General features: G+C 69.2%; 14 protein-coding genes and 4 pseudogenes. 4 read left to right on the forward strand and 14 right to left on the reverse strand.

All coding sequences use genetic code 11. The features are described from left to right. Positions 1-786 (reverse strand): ABC transporter permease, encoded by a 786-nt coding sequence (locus ACQPZP_RS40170; RefSeq protein ID WP_433474850.1) that lies wholly within the window; start codon positions 784-786, stop codon positions 1-3. Then, on the reverse strand, positions 783-1784 hold the full coding sequence (locus ACQPZP_RS40175; protein WP_433474851.1) for an ATP-binding cassette domain-containing protein: 1002 nt from the start codon (positions 1782-1784) through the stop codon (positions 783-785). Before ACQPZP_RS40175 ends, ACQPZP_RS40170 begins: the two co-directional genes overlap by 4 nt. 677 nt (positions 1785-2461) lie before the next feature. On the opposite strand from ACQPZP_RS40175, the pseudogene ACQPZP_RS40180 reads away from it, so the two are divergent. Beyond that, positions 2462-3130: pseudogene (locus tag ACQPZP_RS40180) on the forward strand (DUF222 domain-containing protein); the annotation flags it as partial. Positions 3131-3756: 626 nt separating this feature from the next. Beyond that, positions 3757-4516: pseudogene (locus tag ACQPZP_RS40185) on the forward strand (transposase); the annotation flags it as partial. Here the strand turns inward: ACQPZP_RS40185 and ACQPZP_RS40190 are convergent. Then, positions 4472-4711 (reverse strand): annotated as a pseudogene (locus ACQPZP_RS40190) (transposase); the annotation flags it as partial. The pseudogenes ACQPZP_RS40185 and ACQPZP_RS40190 sit on opposite strands and share 45 nt — an antisense overlap. A 183-nt stretch (positions 4712-4894) precedes the next feature. Between ACQPZP_RS40190 and ACQPZP_RS40195 the strand changes: the two are divergent. Next, positions 4895-5560 (forward strand): nitroreductase, encoded by a 666-nt coding sequence (locus ACQPZP_RS40195; protein WP_433474852.1) that lies wholly within the window; start codon positions 4895-4897, stop codon positions 5558-5560. A 7-nt stretch (positions 5561-5567) separates the two neighbouring features. Here the strand turns inward: ACQPZP_RS40195 and ACQPZP_RS40200 are convergent. Both ACQPZP_RS40200 and ACQPZP_RS40205 read right to left on the reverse strand, forming a co-directional pair. Beyond that, positions 5568-5675: pseudogene (locus tag ACQPZP_RS40200) on the reverse strand (IS481 family transposase); the annotation flags it as partial. Between the two features lie 15 nt (positions 5676-5690). Further along, a complete protein-coding gene (locus tag ACQPZP_RS40205; RefSeq protein WP_433474853.1) occupies positions 5691-6257 on the reverse strand; it encodes an RBBP9/YdeN family alpha/beta hydrolase in 567 nt (188 codons plus the stop codon). 556 nt (positions 6258-6813) lie between these two features. Here ACQPZP_RS40205 and ACQPZP_RS40210 point away from each other — a divergent pair. Continuing rightward, entirely contained in the window at positions 6814-7278 is a 465-nt protein-coding gene (locus ACQPZP_RS40210; protein WP_433474854.1) for a hypothetical protein, read from the forward strand. A gap of 548 nt (positions 7279-7826) precedes the next feature. Here the strand turns inward: ACQPZP_RS40210 and ACQPZP_RS40215 are convergent. The 9 genes from ACQPZP_RS40215 to ACQPZP_RS40255 all read right to left on the reverse strand — a co-directional run bounded on the left by ACQPZP_RS40215 (position 7827) and on the right by ACQPZP_RS40255 (position 16384). Beyond that, a complete protein-coding gene (locus ACQPZP_RS40215; RefSeq protein ID WP_433474855.1) occupies positions 7827-8987 on the reverse strand; it encodes a cytochrome P450 in 1161 nt (386 codons plus the stop codon). Next, on the reverse strand, positions 8984-9817 hold the full coding sequence (locus ACQPZP_RS40220; RefSeq protein ID WP_433474856.1) for an SAM-dependent methyltransferase: 834 nt from the start codon (positions 9815-9817) through the stop codon (positions 8984-8986). Before ACQPZP_RS40220 ends, ACQPZP_RS40215 begins: the two co-directional genes overlap by 4 nt. 224 nt (positions 9818-10041) lie before the next feature. Beyond that, complete coding sequence (locus tag ACQPZP_RS40225) at positions 10042-11217, reverse strand: low temperature requirement protein A (RefSeq protein ID WP_433474857.1); 1176 nt, start codon at positions 11215-11217, stop codon at positions 10042-10044. A 29-nt stretch (positions 11218-11246) separates the two neighbouring features. Next, the gene (locus ACQPZP_RS40230; protein WP_433474858.1) at positions 11247-12215 is read right to left on the reverse strand and encodes a lysophospholipid acyltransferase family protein; all 969 of its coding nucleotides are present in this window, start codon (positions 12213-12215) and stop codon (positions 11247-11249) included. 34 nt (positions 12216-12249) lie between these two features. Next, the gene (locus tag ACQPZP_RS40235) at positions 12250-13245 is read right to left on the reverse strand and encodes an NAD-dependent epimerase/dehydratase family protein (RefSeq protein WP_433479756.1); all 996 of its coding nucleotides are present in this window, start codon (positions 13243-13245) and stop codon (positions 12250-12252) included. A 47-nt stretch (positions 13246-13292) separates the two neighbouring features. Further along, complete coding sequence (locus ACQPZP_RS40240) at positions 13293-13391, reverse strand: 30S ribosomal protein bS22 (protein WP_018654693.1); 99 nt, start codon at positions 13389-13391, stop codon at positions 13293-13295. Between the two features lie 383 nt (positions 13392-13774). Beyond that, a complete protein-coding gene (locus ACQPZP_RS40245; protein WP_021591693.1) occupies positions 13775-13978 on the reverse strand; it encodes a helix-turn-helix domain-containing protein in 204 nt (67 codons plus the stop codon). Positions 13979-14330: 352 nt separating this feature from the next. After that, positions 14331-15173: a phosphatase gene (locus tag ACQPZP_RS40250; protein ID WP_433474859.1), complete on the reverse strand. Its 843-nt coding sequence runs from the start codon at positions 15171-15173 to the stop codon at positions 14331-14333. Beyond that, complete coding sequence (locus ACQPZP_RS40255) at positions 15170-16384, reverse strand: acetoin utilization protein AcuC (RefSeq protein WP_433474860.1); 1215 nt, start codon at positions 16382-16384, stop codon at positions 15170-15172. Before ACQPZP_RS40255 ends, ACQPZP_RS40250 begins: the two co-directional genes overlap by 4 nt. Between the last annotated feature and the right edge of the window lie 58 nt (positions 16385-16442).

Raw genomic sequence — 16442 nt, forward strand, 5'->3', positions numbered from 1 at the left:
TCAGCGGGGCGCCTTTCGGTTGAAGAGGACCTTCGAGCACATGTAGCCGACGATGGCCAGTCCCACGCACCACGCCACCGAGAGGGCGGCGTCGTGTCCGTTCGGCGAGCCCGTCAGCAGTCCCCGGATCGCCTCGATGATCGGGGTGAACGGCTGGTACTCGGCGAACCACCGCACCCCGGTCGGCATCGACTCCGGCGGGACGATCGTGCTGCCGATGAACGGCAGGAACTGGATGATCAGCGGCGTGTTGCTGGCGCCCTCCGGGTTCTTCGCCAGCAGCCCGAGCGTCACGGCCACCCAGGTCAGCGCGAACGTGAGAAGCAGCATCAGGCCGATGGCGGCGAGCCAGTCGAGGACGCTCCCGTGCGTCCGGAAGCCCATCGCCACCGCGACGCCGATGACCGCGGCGGTGCTGATCATCGTCTGGATCATGCTGCCGACGACGTGCCCGGTCAGCAGCGACGACCGCGAGATCGCCATCGTCCGGAACCGGTCGACGATGCCCTCGGTCATGTCCATGCAGATGGCGACGGACGTCGACATGCACCCGGACGCGATGGCCATCAGGATGATCCCTGGCGTCACGTAGCCGATGTAGTCGCCCTTGGCCGTCCCGCCGACGCCGTCGCCGAGCGCATTGCCGAAGACGCCGACGAACAGCAGCAGGATCAGGATCGGCGTCATCATCCCGCCGATCGTCAGGGACGGGTAGCGGAGGGCGTGGCGCAGGTTGCGGCGCAGCATCGTCGCGGAGTCCGTCGCCGCGAGCGTGAACGTGGTCATCGGGAGGTCACCTTCTCGTTCTCGGTCTGGCCGGTGAGGGGCTTGGTCTGGCCGGTGGTCGCCTTGCTCTGGCCGGTGAGGGCGAGGAAGACGTCGTCCAAGTCGGGGGTGTGCACGGAGAACTCGTCGACCTCGATGGACGCGTCCTCCAGGCGGCCGAGCAACGCCCGCAGCGAGCGGACGCCGCCGTCGCTGGGCACCTGCAGCGCGAGCGCTTCGTCGTCTCGGGTCACCACGCCGAGCGTGCGCGCCGCCGCGTCCAGCGCTGCCAGGTCGGCGAACCGGAGCCGGACGTGCCCGCCCGGAACCAGTCGCTTCAACTCGTCCGCCGTGCCCTCGGCGACCAGCCGGCCGCCGTCCAGCACGGCGATCTTGTCGGCGAGATGGTCCGCCTCCTCCAGGTACTGCGTCGTCAGGAAGATCGTCACGCCGCCCTTGACCAGCTCGCGGATGATCTCCCACATGGTCCGCCGGCTCCGCGGGTCGAGCCCGGTCGTCGGCTCGTCCAGGAAGATGATCTGGGGGTCGCCGATCAGCGTCATCGCGATGTCGAGCCGCCGCCGCATCCCGCCCGAGTACGTGGCGGCCGTCTTGTTCGCCGCCTCCACCAGGTCGAACCGCTCCAGCAGGACGTCGGCGGCCCGGCGTCCGCCGGTCTTGCCGAGCCGGTGCAGGTCCGCCATCAGGATCAGGTTCTCCCGGCCGGTGAGCAGCCCGTCGACCGCCGAATACTGCCCGGTCACTCCGATCGCCCTGCGCACCCCGTCGGGGTCCTTCGCCAGATCGCGCCCGGCGACGCGCACGTCGCCTGCGTCCGCGCGGATCAGCGTGGACAGGATCCGCACCGCCGTCGTCTTCCCCGCCCCGTTCGGCCCGAGCAGCGAGAAGGTCGTCCCGCGCGGCACATCCAGATCGATTCCGTCGAGGACGACCTTGTCCCCGAACGCCTTCCGCAGACCGGTCGCATGGATGGCCGTCTGCCTTGCTTCTGTGCTCATGTGATGAAGCGTGCGCGCCCCCGCCTTCAGCCCGCTTTCACCCGGGTTTCAGGTCATGTCCGGGAGTGAAACCGCCGTCCCTCCTATGGACAGGATCCGCGTTGACCGGTTCGACATGCACCTGATTTCGATGCGCGATTCTCGCCATTCTGGGTTCAAGCACGTGCTTTCCCGTGTCGTATTTCCGGCGTTCGTATTTCCGGTGTTCGTGGTTCGTCGGCGGGCGGTGACGGCGGCGCTGCGTACGGGGCCGCCCTGAGTGCGGCTTTCGTCGGGCAGGCTCCGCCTGCCCTCTGCCCGACGCGCCGCCCCCACCGCTCTCCACGAGCCGAAGACGGACAATTCGGAGGGTCTTAAAATGCGCGGAGCGGCGCCGTACATCAAACATGAGGGGCTGTGAGGTTCGCGAAGTGCCGGGGCCGCGAGGGCACGAAACTTCGTCAAACTCCGACATAGCCAGAGGGTGACAATATTCCAGCCAGAAACATAAAGCCCAAGCGTCTTGGATCACATATTATGGAATCATGCAAACAGTCGCGATCGATCTTGATGCGGCGTCCACCATGGAATTGGTGAACGCCGCGTCTGCGATCGCGGCCGAGCTCGCACGCCGCACCGCTCCCGAATCAGCGGCGGCGTGCCTGGAACTCACTGAAACCCTTGCCGCCGCCACCGACATGCACGAAGCCGCACTCGCCGGATTCATCGGTGTCGTCGACACCGGGCGCGAGGTTCAGCGATGGGGTTTCCCGTCCACCCAGTCGTGGCTGCGCAACCGGCTCGGCATGCGCGACAGCCGGGCCAAGGAACGCCTCGCCCTGGCGCGCCAGCGGCACCGGCTCACCGAGGTGACCGATCGGTGGACCGCAGGCGAGTTGTCGTTCGGATACGCCGTCACCATCGCGGGCGCGGTCGCCCGCCTCGACGATGAAGACTGCGCCGCTGCCGAAGAAATCCTCCTGGGCATGGTCGATCAGGATTTCTCCGCCGGGAAGGTCGCCTCCTTCGGCAAACGGATCCGGGATGTGATCGCCGAACGCGACGGCGTCGAAGCGGTCCCCGAGGATGCCAAGCGCGGGTACGAGCGGTCCTGGGTCGACTCGACCCGCTCGCTGGACGGTGGCCGCTACATCAAGGGCTGGCTGAACGCCGAAGACGCCGCGATCTGGGACGGGACACTCGGCCCCCTGGCCAAGCCCGCCGGAACCGACGACCAGCGAGACCTGTCCGAACGCACCGCGGCGGCCCTCACCTGCGTCCTGTCGGACGGGCACCGCGCCACCAAAGTCACCCTCATCTGCGACCTGGACACCCTCACCGGCGCCCAAGCCCCCGCCCGCCTCACCGACGGCACCCCCATCCCCGCCGCCCAAGCCCGCCGCATCGCCCTCAACGCAGGCGTCTCACCCCTCCTACTCGGCAAGGGAAACATCCCCTCTACCTCGGCCACAAGGTCCGATTCGCCACCAGCCCCCAGCGCCAGGTCCTGGAAACCCTCTACCCGACCTGCGCCGTCCAAGGCTGCGAAGTCCCCGGGACACTGTGCGAAATCGACCACGTCCACGGATGGGCCCTGGGCAACAGCCCCACCGACATCGACAAGCTCGCCCTCTGCTGCGGCTGGCACAACCGCTACAAACACACCAACCCAGAGCGGCTCCAGATCACCAAGACCAGCGACCGCGGCTGCTACACCTACCGACTTCTCACACCCGGCGGCGCCTCTCGCACCCACGCGTCGCAGCTTCCCGGCCGCCACAGTCCGGCCCCCTGGATCGTGGAACCCAAAACGATCACAGCCCCTCACCCAGGTGACATCTCTACTCGGCAAACGCCACACGCCCATGGGCGTCCCACCAAGGTCAACCACCCGCCCGGCGCCCCCTGACAAGACACTGCCGTTCCGCCGCAGCGCGCAATCACCCCATGGGCCCGGGGCCACTGACGCACGACCGCACGCCCCCCTCGCGGTCGTGATGCGGTCATCATCGCCGACGCGGCCCGCACCATGCCGCAGCCCTGCGCCAGCTCGCCCTTCATGACCAGGCCGTTGCCGAGTTGCAGATGCTCGTCGGGTTCGCCGACGACCTGGCCCAGGAGTCCACACGCCTGACCAACCGGCTGCGCGGTCTGCTCACTCAGGTCCATCCCGCCCTGGAGCGAGTGCTGGGGCCGCGTCTGGATCATCCCGCCGTCCGCGCCCTGCTGGAACGCTTCGGCCCCCCGCACAGCTGCGACAGGCCGGGCGCGGCCGGCTGGTTCGCGCGCTGCGGCCCAAGGCGCCGCGCATGGCCGAGCGGCTGGCCGACGATGTCCTCGCCGCGCTGCAAGAGCAGACGGTCACGGTGCCGGGCACCGACGGCGCCGCACTGATCACCCCGAGCCTGGCGCGCTCGCTCCTGACCTCCCTGCCCGGCGTGGGGGTCAGGACCGCCGCCCGCATCCTCATCGACGTCGGCGACGCAAGCCGCTTCCCCACCTCCGGGCACCTGGCCGCCTACGCCGGACTGGCCCCCGCCCCCCGGACCTCGGGCTCCTCCATCCGCGGTGAAAGGCCGCCCCGGCGCGGCAACCGGCAGCTCAAACGCGCCTTCTAGAAACGGAGCGAGGGCAAACACCACGTCGCCGCCATCACGTGCCTGGCACGCCGACGCACCGACGTGCTGTTCGCCATGCTCCGCGATCCCGACCGTCCAATCATCGCCCTCGGCGAAGTCGGCCCCGATCCGTAACTCGTTCAGGATCCGGCGCCAGGTTCCGTCCGCTGACCAGCGGCGATGTCGCTCGTAGCAGGTCTTCCACGGCCCGAACCGTTCCGGCAGGTCCCGCCACGGCAGCCCCGTCCGAACCCGGTACAAGATGCCCGACACCACTTGCCGGTGCTCGACCCACTGGCCACCACGACCACCAGGAGGCGGCAGGAGCAGTGCAAGCCGCTCTCACTTCGCATCAGTCAACTCGAACCGCCGCGTCACCGACTAACCACTACCGGTCCGATAGATCAAGGTCCGACAGGCATGCCCCTGCACGCGATAAGGATCACCGTTTGTCGTCTGTGCGCAGTGAAGACGGTAGAGAAGTGGTTGTCGTTGAATGAGAGGACGGAACACGTGGATGTGTACGAAGCCGTGGACAGCCGCCGGGCCGTGCGGGCGTTCAGCGACAAGCCGGTACCCAAGGAGACACTCGAACGAGTGCTGACTGCAGCGACCAGGGCCCCCTCCAGCGGAAACCTTCAGCCATGGCACGCATATGTCGTTACCGGCGAGCCCTTGGCCGAACTGAAGAAGCGCGCGACGGCCAGGGCACTGGCCGGGGATCCGGGTGATGAACGGGAATACCCGATGTACCCGGCCGAACTGAACTCGCCGTATCTGGACCGCTTTTCCGCCGCGGCCGCCCAGCGATACAAAGCGCTGGGGATCGAGCGTGACGACCCCGACCGGCCCAGGAAGATCGCCGCCTTGAACTCAGAGGCGTTCGGTGCGCCGGCCGTACTGTTCTGCTACCTCGACCAGACGATGGGGCCCGGACAGTGGGCGGACGCGGGGATGTACCTGCAGACCGTCATGCTGCTGCTGAGAGCGGAAGGCTTGCACAGCTGCCCCCAGGTGATGTGGACGATGTATCGCAAGACCGTCAGCCAGATGGTCAGCGCCGAAGACGGACACCTGCTGCTCTGCGGCGTCTCGGTGGGATTCGAGAAGGAAGACGTGCCACGGCTCCGTACCGGGCGGGCGGACATGACAGAAACCGTGACGTTCATTGGATCCTGACCGCCACACGGTCAGTCTCGGATGCCCAGAGTCTGGCGTAGAGGGACTCCTCCGCCAAGATCCGGTTGTAGCGCTCGCCTTTCCCGTTGCGGCGGGGTGTGTGCCGGGTGGATCTGGTGGTGCATGACGGCTACGGCGCGATCGCTTCAAGAACTTCGCGTAGCGATGTGACGCCGTCGGAAGCGAGGAAGTGACCGGCTCCGGGGACCACCTCTGTTGAGACCCCGAGCAGGCCGGCGAGACGGTCAGTGTGCCCCAGGGGGACGAACGGGTCTGCGTCCGACCGGATGATCGTGAGTCGACCGATGTTGTTGATGAGCTGCTTCACGTCGCATCCGTCGCCGATGTAGGAGTTCAGTTCCGGGAGCGCGGGCAGTTGGTCAACGAATCCGGCGACCAGCACGAGGGTGCCAAGTTGCCAAGGGTCCGGAAGTGCTCGCAAGCAGCGCAGCACCGTCAGACAGCCCAGGCTGTGCGCGACGGCGATCGAGTTCTCGTCAGGGGTCCCCAAGTCGGCGCGTACGGCTCCCGTCCACAGTGCGGGATCTGGGGCTTGAGGGTTCGGAAGAGCCGGGATCGTGGCCGGGATGCCCGCCGCGCTGAGTTGCTCGCCCAGCCAGCCAAACCAGTGATCTTCGGGGGTTGCGCCATAGCCGTGGATGATCGAGGCACGCCGCTGGGTCGTTCCTGGTGTCATGCTGCAGGACGGTAGGGGTTCACATCAGCGTGAAGGTCAAGCCGGTGAGAAGGAAGACCGGCGTGAGCCTTGGCCAGGGGGCTCGCTTGAGCGGGCTCACATCCGTCGGCTGAGGTGTGTCACCAACGTCATGGCCGCCAACAAGTGGCAGACGGCCGAACCGCTGGTGCCGCTGTCCTTCCTCTCCTTGCGGACCTGCTCGTGGCCGGCGACATGGGCCTGCCGTTCTCCGCCGCCCTCTACGCGGTGGCCTTCCTGCTGATGATCCACCTGCAAACGTGCTCGCTACGGCCCGCTCAAGGCCTGCGTCGCATAGCCCTGTGGCGGAATCCTCGCGGGCATGCTGGTTACAAGCCTTGGCTGCGGCCTGAGCCTGCCGGTCCTGACGGCCGCTGCGGTCGCGAGCGCCTGCGGGGAGAACGCCGGCCTCTGGTCGGCCCCGTTCGACAGGTCGGTGGCGCGGTGGGTTGGCACTCCAGCAGAGGACGGGTGACCGATTGCTTGTCGGCTCCGGGTCTCAGGACCCCTCCCGCGACATGCCCTTTACCCTCCGTCCATGAGCGCTCCCCGTACGTGGGCCTTGATGCTGGCGGCCGCGCTAATCGCCACGGGCTGTTCGACCTCGGAAAACGCGTCGTCCGCAGCTTCACCGTCGTCCTCGAAGGCACCCGCGTCGCCGACTCCATCGCCCACGTCCGCCTTCTGCCTGGATCTGTCCACGTTCCAGGTCGGCGTCCTCTCATTCCGCTCAGATGTGGGCAAGGCGATCAGCGGGCAACCGCTGGATTTCAAGGAACTGCGGAGGCAGGCCGCCTTGGTCCTCCATTGGGGCGAGGAGATGGAGGCGAGCGCCCCACCGGACATCGGCGAACAGTTCCGTGCGGTCCTCAAGGCGATCAAGACCTCGTCGAGCAAGCTAAAGGACGGATCGAAGGTCCGCGACGTCGTGGAGCCCGTGTATGGCAAGGAGAACAGCGCCGCTTTCGACGCGGTCGAGAAGTACGACTGCGCGCAGGCGTAACGAGGCCCGGGCGAAGCCCTACGGCGGCGACGCTCGACCATCGGCATCGCCACCATCGCCCAGCTCCCGGGCCGGGGTCCGTCGAGTTGTACGAGCGCCCTCACCCTTGCCGCCGCCCCCAGGTCGGTGCGCGCAGCCCGGCCGATGACGGCGCGGAGAGACGGCGTCCGGCAGGCCGCCTGCAGCCGCGGCGGTGACTCGTCGCGCAGTTGACCGCTGAGCGGGATCGAGACGGGCGTTCCTCTCCACATCGTCGGCTGCAACCCGCCCAAGCACGCTGTGACATTCCACGGGCAGGAGTCCGGCGGCGTCGAACACGGTGCTGCTCTCTAACGCTGCCTGCGTTGAGCGTCCACCCGTTCGTCGCTTTGGCTGCGGCGTTCGGAATGTCTTTCCCGAACGGCACGGCGCGAAGAGCCAACTTTGCAGGGGGCGGCTCATCGTCTCCGGGCGCGGCTGCCTGGCGACGATCGGGTCTCAGACGGCGGTAACGGCCACTGCGCAGATCAACCGGCTCCTCAGGTACCGCCCCGTCGGCCTGGTGACGGTCACCAGCTCAGGGGGAGCGTGTCCAGGCCTAGGACGAGGCTGGCGTGCTCACGGGGTTGGGCGCCTGGGGTGATGCGGTAGTCCGGAATCCGGGCGTGCCATTCGCGCAGGGCGATCTGGAGTTCGAGGCGGGCCAGGTGCGCGCCGAGGCAGCGGTGCGGGCCCGCGCCGAACGCCAGGTGGCGGGTCGGCGGGCGGTCCAGCTCGACGGCCGACGCGGCGGGTACGGCGCGGGGGTCGCGGGTCGCCATGGCGAGCGGGAGCATGACCATGTCCCCGGCCTTCATCGGGCAGCCGTGCAGTACGACGTCGCGGGTGAGCTTGCGGGCCGGGAGGACGATGGAGTAGACGCGGAGGAGCTCCTCGATCGCGTCGGGGATGTCGTCCGGGTCGCCGGTGATGCGGGCCCGGTCGGCGTCGTGCCGGGCCAGATGCCAGAAGACGTAGGACAGCTGAGCGGTGACGGTGTCGAGACCGGCGAGGAACAGCAGGATGCACAGCTGCAACAGCTCGTCGTCGGTGACCGGCCGTCCGTCGACGGCGAAGGAGGTCGCGGCGCTGATCAGGTCCTCCTGCGGACGCGCCCGGCGGTCCTCGATCAGCTCGGTGAAGCAGGCCGTCAGCGCCGCCATGGCCTCGCCCCTTCCGGCGCCGGAAGGCGGCGGATGCAGGATCGCGTACTCCCAGGCCAGAAACTCCAGCAGCCTTTCGGCGGGGAGGCCGATCAGTTCCAGGAACATCGTCGTGGGGTAGAGGCGGGCGAAGTCGGCGACGAAGTCGCACTCGTTCCTGGGCGTGAGGTCGTCGATCAGCGCGACGCAGTGCCGGGTGATGCGGTCCCGCAGGACGGCGGCGGCCGTGGGTGTGAAGAACGGCCGCAGGAGCCTCCGCCAGGTCGTGTGCAGCGGCGGATCCAGCATGACGGGGATCCACTGGTACCCAGGGTTCGGGTCGATGACGGCGATCGCGCGGCTGGAGAACGTCTCCGGGTCTTGGAGCGCGGCGAGGATGTCGTCGTAGCGCGTCAGCACCCAGAAGCCGTGGCCGACGGTGCTGCGGAACGCCGGATGCTGTTCGCGCAGCTCGTCCAAGTGCGGATGGGTTCGTCCGGCAGGTCCCTGCCCGGCGAACGGGTCGAACGGGACGTGTGGCGCGTTCACCGTGCGTCCTTGCGGGCGACACCGCACAGGTAGGTGGCGGGGAGGCCGTGCCCGGACACCGGCCCCAGTTCCGGATCGGGCCGCCAGTCGGGCAGCTGGACCAGCCCGGGCGCCAGCACCTCCATCCCGCCGAAGAACCCGGCGATCTGCTCCCGGTCGCGGAAGGTCATGGTGGTGTTGACGCCCCGGTCCCGGTACGTCCGCGCCGCCTCCTCGGCGGCGTCGCGGTAGGTGGACGCCGCGGGCGGCCGGGTGATGTGCGAGATCGCCAGGTGGCTGCCCGGAGCGACCGCGCCACGCAACCGCCGGACCGCGTCCTGCACCAGTTCCTCATCGGCCACGCAGTGCAGGACGGAGAACATCAGCACGCCGACCGGACGCTCCAGGTCGAGGACGTCCGTCAGGTCCGGATTCCGCAGGATCGACTCTGGATCGCGGACATCTCCCTCGATGACCGTGGTCCGCGGCTGTTTCGCGAGCAGTGCCCGCGCGTGCGCGAGGACGACGGGATCATTGTCGACGTAGGCCACGCTCGCGTCAGAACGCGCCGCCTGCGCCACCTCGTGCACGTTCTGCTGGGTCGGCAGCCCGCACCCGATATCCAGGAACTGGTCGATTCCCGCTTCGACGACGAGGAATCGGACCACGCGCGCAAGAAAGTGCCTGCCGGCCTGGGCGGTCGCGCGCGTCGCCGGCGCCTTCCGCATGATCTGCTCGGCGGCTTCCCGGTCGACTTCGTAGTTGTCCTTCCCGTCGAGGAAGTAGTCATAAATACGTGCGACGTTAGGGGTCGTGGCATCGACGCCGGCGGGCACTGTCTCCAAGGCCATTGTGCCTCCAGCTCGGCGGCGGACAACCCTAAGGATCATACGCAAAAGCCCCTGGCGGTGGCGAGATCCACGGTCTCGGTGCTGGAAACTCCCATGGCAATTGACCGCGAACGATAAGTAATCGCGGGAGCGCGAAATGTCCGCGGACCTTGAACAGAGCCAGGTTTACTTATTGCTGCGCGAAACCTTTGTCAGAGCGCAATTCGGGCGTCACTGGTGCAAGTTCAGGCCGAACCCGCGCCACCGGCCCCGGGTGCCTCGCGGGTGAGGGTCGCGGCGAGGAGGAGGGACAGGAGGACGGCCATGACGATGAGGGTCGCCGCTACGCCGAGGGTGGGGGCGGCAAGGATCGTGAGGAGGATCAGAACGGCCGTCGCACCGATGAGCTCCGGACGGATGGTCGTCCGGCGCAACGGTGCGTGCAGGGCCCACAGCATGACGAGGACGACGGCGATCGGGACGGCGACGGAGGCGACCACCGTCCGCGTGCTCGCCTCGATGTGGTCGCCCGCCGAGACGACCGCCGTTTCGAGGCCGGCGCCGATGGCGGCGAGCGCGGCGAAGATGAGGTAGTGGCCGTATCCCCAGATGAAGGACCGGTCGCGGCGCCGTTCCAGCCCTTCGCCGGCGGGTTCGGAGAAGTAGAGCCACCAGAGCGCGAACAGGATGGCGAGGCCCGCCAGGGCGATCGTGACGAGCTCGCCGCTCACGCCGTGCGCCACGGCGTCCTGCACCGCGTTCGTCGCGGCGAGGACGCTCTCCCCCAGCAGGATGATCGTGAACAGCCCGTACCGTTCGGCGATGTGATGCGGATGCCAGGTCGTCATGCCGGGCCGCTCCGCGATCAGCGGGACGGACAGGTCGAGCGCCGCGAGGACGAAGAACAGCCACATCGGGCCGCCGTCCGGGAGCGCGAGCCGCGACACCCAGAACACCTGGACGACGGAGAGGCCGGCGGCGTAGCGGAGGGCCGTGGCGCGTCCGGCGGGATGCGCGACGGCGGCGCGCACCCAGAGGCTCACCAAGCCGACGCGCATGACGAGGTAGCCGATGGTCACGGTGGTGAAGTCGCCGTCGAACGCGGCGGGCACCCCGGCCGCGAGCACGAGGACGCCCGCCATCTGCACGAACGTCATGACGCGGTAGAGGACGTCGTCGGTGTCGTACGCGGACGCGAACCACGTGAAGTTCATCCACGCCCACCAGATCGCGAAGAACACCATGAGGAACGGCGCGATGGCGCCGCCCACGTGCGCCTCTTCGGTGGCGTGGGCGAGCCGTCCGGCGACCTGCGACACCGCGGCGACGAAGGTCAGGTCGAACAGCAGCTCCAGCGGGCTGGAGGCGCGGTGCGGCTCGCCCAGGTCGCGGGGGCCCATGCGGCTTCGGAGCGGCAGCATGCGCTCACTCTAGGACGGGCGGAGAACGGTCAGAGGAAGGCGGGGCCCCGGCGGAGCCGCGTCTCGTGCAGCATCTGCTGGATGTTCTCGCGGACGTGGTCGGTGATGTTGAAGACCGTCATGGGGTCGTCGGCGGCGCCGGCGTCGTACTCCTCCAGCGTCATCGGCTCGCCGAACTGGATCATCCACTTGGACGGCAGCGGGACCAGCCCGGCGAGGCCCAGCAGCGGGAACGTCGGGGTGATCGGGAAGTACGGGAGGCCGAGCAGCCGCGCCAGCGGGCGCAGGTCGGCGATCTTGGGGTAGATCTCCTCGGCGCCGACGATGGCGCACGGGACGATCGGGACGCCGGCGCGCAGCGCGGTGCCGACGAAGCCGCCGCGGCCGAAGCGCTGCAGCTTGTAGCGGTCCGCGAAGGGCTTGCCGACCCCCTTGAAGCCCTCGGGGAAGACGCCGACGAGCTCGCCCTTGCCGAGGAGGCGGGCGGCGTCGGCCTGGCAGGCGAGGGTGTGGCCGGCCTTGCGGGCCAGGTGCCCGAACAGCGGGATCTGGTAGACGAGGTCGGCGCCGAGGAGGCGGATCTGCCGGTCGGCGTGGTCGTGCAGCGCGACCGTCAGCATGAGCGCGTCGATCGGGATGGTGCCGGAGTGGTTCGCGACGAGCAGCGCGCCGCCCTCGGGAAGATTGTCCAGGCCGTCCAGCTCGACGCGGAACCAGTGCTCGTAGAGGGCGCGGGCGAGCGGCAGGAGGAGCGTCGAGTTGAACTCGGGGTCGAAGCCGAACTCGTCGACCTCGTAGTCGCCGGCCATCCGGCGTCTGAGGAACGCCAGGCCGGAGGCGATGCCTCGCTCCAGCGAGCTGGACTCGGCGGAACCTCCGGAGGCACCCGAGCCGGGGTCGCCCGCGGCGGAGCCACCGGGGTCGCCGGAGTCCTGGCGGGCGGTGGCGAGCCGGATGACCTGCGCGCCCTCGTCGTCCTCGTGGTGCGCGTTCATCATCTCGGCTCCCCTCTCAGGCGCGTCCCTGCGGCTTTCAGGCACGTCCCAGCAACGCGGTCAGCCTGCTGTGGCCGAGGCCCTGCGCGGCGGCGAAGTCGGCGAACGCGGCCTCGGAACTGTACTTGGGACGCCAGGACAGCTCGTCCTCCAGGGCGGTGGTGTCGATGACCCGGCCGTACGTCAGCCAGCGCAGCAGCTCCGGTGAGAACCCCGACAGGCCGGCGAACCGGCGCCCCATGTCGCCGAGCACCGAGATCGACGGCGACGGGACGGGCAGGTACGGCCGCCCGGCGCGGCGGAGCGCCTGCGACAGGAGCAGCACGCCGTCCCCGGCGACGTTGTAGCAGCCGGGATGGCTCTCCACCGTCATGCGGCGCAGCACCTCGACACCGTCGTCCTCGTGGACGAACTGGAGCCGTGGGTCGAAGCCCAGCACGGTGGGGACGACCGGCAGGTGCAGATACCGGGTGAGCGGCGAGTCGACGCCCGGGCCGAGGAAATTCGCGAACCGCAGCACCGACACGGTCAGGTCGGAGCGGCGCCGCATCAGACCGCGGACGTAGCCCTCGACCTCGACCGCGTCCTTGGCGTAGCCGCTCTTGGGCGCCTCGGCGGGCTCGTCCCGCTCGGTGAAGACGGCCGGGTCCATCGGCGAGGAGCCGTAGACGGCGGCCGACGACCGCACCACGAGCTTGCGCATGTCGGACGAGCGCTGGCAGGCCGCGAGCAGCTGCATCGTCCCGATGACGTTGAGCTCCTTGACCTTCGCCCGCGGGACGGACGAGGAGGTCACCAGGTTGAGGTGCACGACCGTGTCCACCCCCGCCGATGCGATGATCTTCGCGATGTCGGGCGTGCGGATGTCGACCCGGACGAACTCGGTGCGGCCGAGCGATTCGGCCGGCGGCACCGTGTCCACCCCGATGACCCGCTCGATGCCCGGGTCGGCCTGCAGGGTGTTCGCGACCCGCGCCCCCAGGAAACGGGAGACGCCGGTGACGAGGACGACACGGGCCGCGGCGGCGGGTATGGAGGACACTGTGCGCCCCACCCCTTACGGCTTGACGGCCGGTGTGATCACTTCTTGTTGCGGCGCTGGATGCGCGTCTTCTTGAGAAGCTTGCGGTGCTTCTTCTTGGCCATCCTCTTGCGGCGCTTCTTGATGACAGAGCCCACGGGACCTCGCTCGGCGAATCGGGTGATGTGCAGGAGACGAACGTGCCGCAGGCGAGCATGACTCGAAAAGCGCGCACGGTCCGACGCACAAGACTACCGCCGTGGCGGTGGAGATCATGCCGCGGCCTGCCCTGCGGCCACGGGTTCGGCCGCACGGACGGCCTGACGGACGGCGGCCGGCACCGCGCGTCGCACGGCGCCGGGCACCGTTCCGCCCGGGCGGGCGTGGCCTCGGGCCACCGCCCGTCCGCTCGGTGTCCGGACCGTTCTGCCGGTCCTCGTCCTGCTTCCCCAGCTTCGGGACGGTCCCTCGGGACCTTCCCGACGCCCCCTGCACGGCCGGGTATGGAGTTCGCGGCGGGGTCATGCCCCGCCCCTACCCGTTATCCGGCTTCGATGTACGCGTCGCGCAGGTAATCGTGAACGGCCTGCTCGGGGACCCGGAACGAGCGGCCCACGCGGATCGCGGGAAGCTCGCCCGAGTGGACGAGACGGTAGACGGTCATCTTGGACACCCGCATCACCGCCGCCACTTCGGCAACGGTCAGGAACCTGACCTCGCTCAGAGGTCGCTCGCCTGAGGTCATCGGACGCCCTCTTCCACACGTGCCGCGCACCGGCCCTTTGGGTGACTTTGATCACGCACGTGTACTTCCTCCAGCGTAAATCGCGTATCGGCAGTCGCAAGAGGGGAGTTCCGCACATTTCCGTATCCCGACCTGACCGGGTGGATACAGTCCTGATGTCGTACGGAGCGTGGACGTGACGGCACAACGCGTGGCGCGACGAACGGTTGTCAACCGAAACCCCGCGTTGACCTGCGGTTCCGCCGCTCCCGACAGCATCCGGCAAGCCCATGCGCCTCGTTATGGCAGCCCTGTCACACGCCGTGACAGGCCGGTCGGCGGCGACCCGACCCTAACTCCGGAGTAAGCAGGATCAATCGGACAGGTACAGGCCCGCGCGATCAAGGATGTAGGCGGTCAGCGGCGCGTAGTGGTGCGGGGAGACGCCGTCGTCGAGCGGGACGACCACGTCGATCTTGCCCTCGGCGGCCCCGGCGAACAGCGCCGGGTCGTTACAGTCCGCGAAGCCGACGGTGTCGATGCCCGCCTGCCCGGCGGCCCCAGCCCAGCCGTGATCGGCGATGGCCAGATCCGGCCAGATATCGGGTTTAACTTCCGCCCCGCTCTCAGAACCGGTACTGGCGAGCTCCCGGAGCATGGCCTCCATCGGGTGCGGATCGTGCGTGTGGTGCGTGCGGAGGTCGTCGCCCTCCAGCATCGCGACACCCGGCCGGGCGTAGACGATCCGGCGCGGTTCCGAGCCGCCGTAGCCGGTCTCGATCTCGTACGTCCAGCCGGCCGCGGGCGTCAGCAGCCGGCAGCCGGCGCCCTCCAGCGCCCGCGCGACCGCCTGGTACAGCGGCGTCAGCGTGGCCGGATGCCCGGTCGCGATCACCACGTTCTCCCCGCGGCGGGCCGCGAGACCGATGCGGTCGCCCATCGCCTCAAGCGTGTCGAGGGTGATGTCGGGGTCGATGGTGTCGTCCCCGTAGATGTGCCGGGGATCGGGGTCGACGCCGCACCGTTCGACCATCATCTCCAGGACGTCCCGCTCCGTCCACGACGGCTTCAGCTCCAGGCCGAACTGGTAGTACGGGTTCCCGGCGGCCATCCGCCGGTAGTGCAGCAGGTTGTTCTGGCGCGGCGTGGCGACGTCGCCCGCGATCATCGTGCGGACGAGGTGGGCGCGCAGCTCGTCGCGCGTCGGCGCGGTCACTCGTCCGTCATCGGGTCGAGGCCGTGCTCGGGGAACACCGCCCGGCGTGTCGCCAGGATCGCCTGGTCCACCGGGTTCGCCGGGTCGTAGCCGTCGCCCCACCTGCCGACCTCCACCGCGTCCGTCCCGTCCGTCATGCGGCGGGGGGCGATCTCCTCGGTCCGCCGCCGGACGAGGTCGCGCCACTCCTCCGGCGTCTCGGTGTCCGGCGGGATCGGCCCGCCGGCGGCCTCCGCCAGCAGATGCGTCCACGCCCGCGGGACGACCTGGACCAGCTCGTAGCCGCCGCCCCCGGTCAGCACCCAGCGCCCGCCCGCCGTCTCGTGCGCGAGCCGGTGCAGCATCGAGTACGCCGTCCGCTGCCCGTCCACGCTGAGGATCAGGTGCGCGAGCGGGTCGAGGGCGTGGCCGTCCGCGCCCTGCTGGGTGACCAGGACGTCCGGGCGGAACGCGCGCAGCAGCGGCGGGGTGATCGCGTCGAACGCGCGCAGCCACGGCCGGTCTCCGGTGCCGGGCGGCAGCGAGATGTTGACGGACGTGCCCGCCGCGCCCGTCTCGTTCGGGAAGCCCGTGCCGGGGAACAGCGTCCGCGGCGTCTCGTGCAGACTGATCGTCAGGACACGGGGGTCGTCGTAGAACGCCGCCTGGACGCCGTCGCCGTGGTGCACGTCGATGTCGACGTAGGCGACGCGCTCGGCGCCGTTCTCCAGCAGCCACGCGATCGCGATGGCGGGGTCGTTGTAGACGCAGAACCCGCTCGCGGCGCCGCTCAGCGCATGGTGGAGGCCGCCGGAGATGTTCGCGGCGTGTTCCGCGCTCCCCGTCCACACCGCCTCCGCGGCGGCGACCGACGCGCCCGCGACCAGCGCGGACGCCTCGTGCATGCCGAGGAACACCGGGTTGTCGGGAATGCCGAGGCCGTACGCGATCTCGGGCAGGCCGGTCGCGCCGGCGTGCTTGACCGCCGCTATGTAGGACTCCTCGTGGACGAGCCGGAGCAGCTTGTCGTCCGCCGCCTCGAACTCCGAGACCCGGACGTTGGGGCGGTCCAGGACGCCGAGCGCGCGTGCCAGCGCCATCGTCAGCTCGACCCGAACGGGATTCATGGGATGCCCGGGGCCGAAGTCGTAGGAGATGAGCCGCTCGTCCCAGAAAATCTCAAGTCCGCAGCTCTCGGGACCGGAGGGCGGGGACGAATCGGGACTGCTCATGGCCTCACGGTATCGCGCGGATCACGTGACGCGCCCCACAGTGGTCGAGAGTGGGACG

Source organism: Spirillospora sp. CA-142024, from assembly GCF_050942325.1.
GTDB lineage: Bacteria > Actinomycetota > Actinomycetes > Streptosporangiales > Streptosporangiaceae > Spirillospora.

Excerpts from the sequence above, each read along its gene's own strand:
- ACQPZP_RS40170 (WP_433474850.1), bottom strand. The coding sequence starts at position 786 with ATGACCACGTTCACGCTCGCGGCGACGGACTCCGCGACGATGCTGCGC.
- ACQPZP_RS40175 (WP_433474851.1), bottom strand. The coding sequence starts at position 1,784 with ATGAGCACAGAAGCAAGGCAGACGGCCATCCATGCGACCGGTCTGCGG.
- ACQPZP_RS40205 (WP_433474853.1), bottom strand. The coding sequence starts at position 6,257 with ATGACACCAGGAACGACCCAGCGGCGTGCCTCGATCATCCACGGCTAT.
- ACQPZP_RS40210 (WP_433474854.1), top strand. The coding sequence starts at position 6,814 with ATGAGCGCTCCCCGTACGTGGGCCTTGATGCTGGCGGCCGCGCTAATC.
- ACQPZP_RS40220 (WP_433474856.1), bottom strand. The coding sequence starts at position 9,817 with ATGGCCTTGGAGACAGTGCCCGCCGGCGTCGATGCCACGACCCCTAAC.
- ACQPZP_RS40225 (WP_433474857.1), bottom strand. The coding sequence starts at position 11,217 with ATGCTGCCGCTCCGAAGCCGCATGGGCCCCCGCGACCTGGGCGAGCCG.
- ACQPZP_RS40230 (WP_433474858.1), bottom strand. The coding sequence starts at position 12,215 with ATGATGAACGCGCACCACGAGGACGACGAGGGCGCGCAGGTCATCCGG.
- ACQPZP_RS40245 (WP_021591693.1), bottom strand. The coding sequence starts at position 13,978 with ATGACCTCAGGCGAGCGACCTCTGAGCGAGGTCAGGTTCCTGACCGTT.
- ACQPZP_RS40255 (WP_433474860.1), bottom strand. The coding sequence starts at position 16,384 with ATGAGCAGTCCCGATTCGTCCCCGCCCTCCGGTCCCGAGAGCTGCGGA.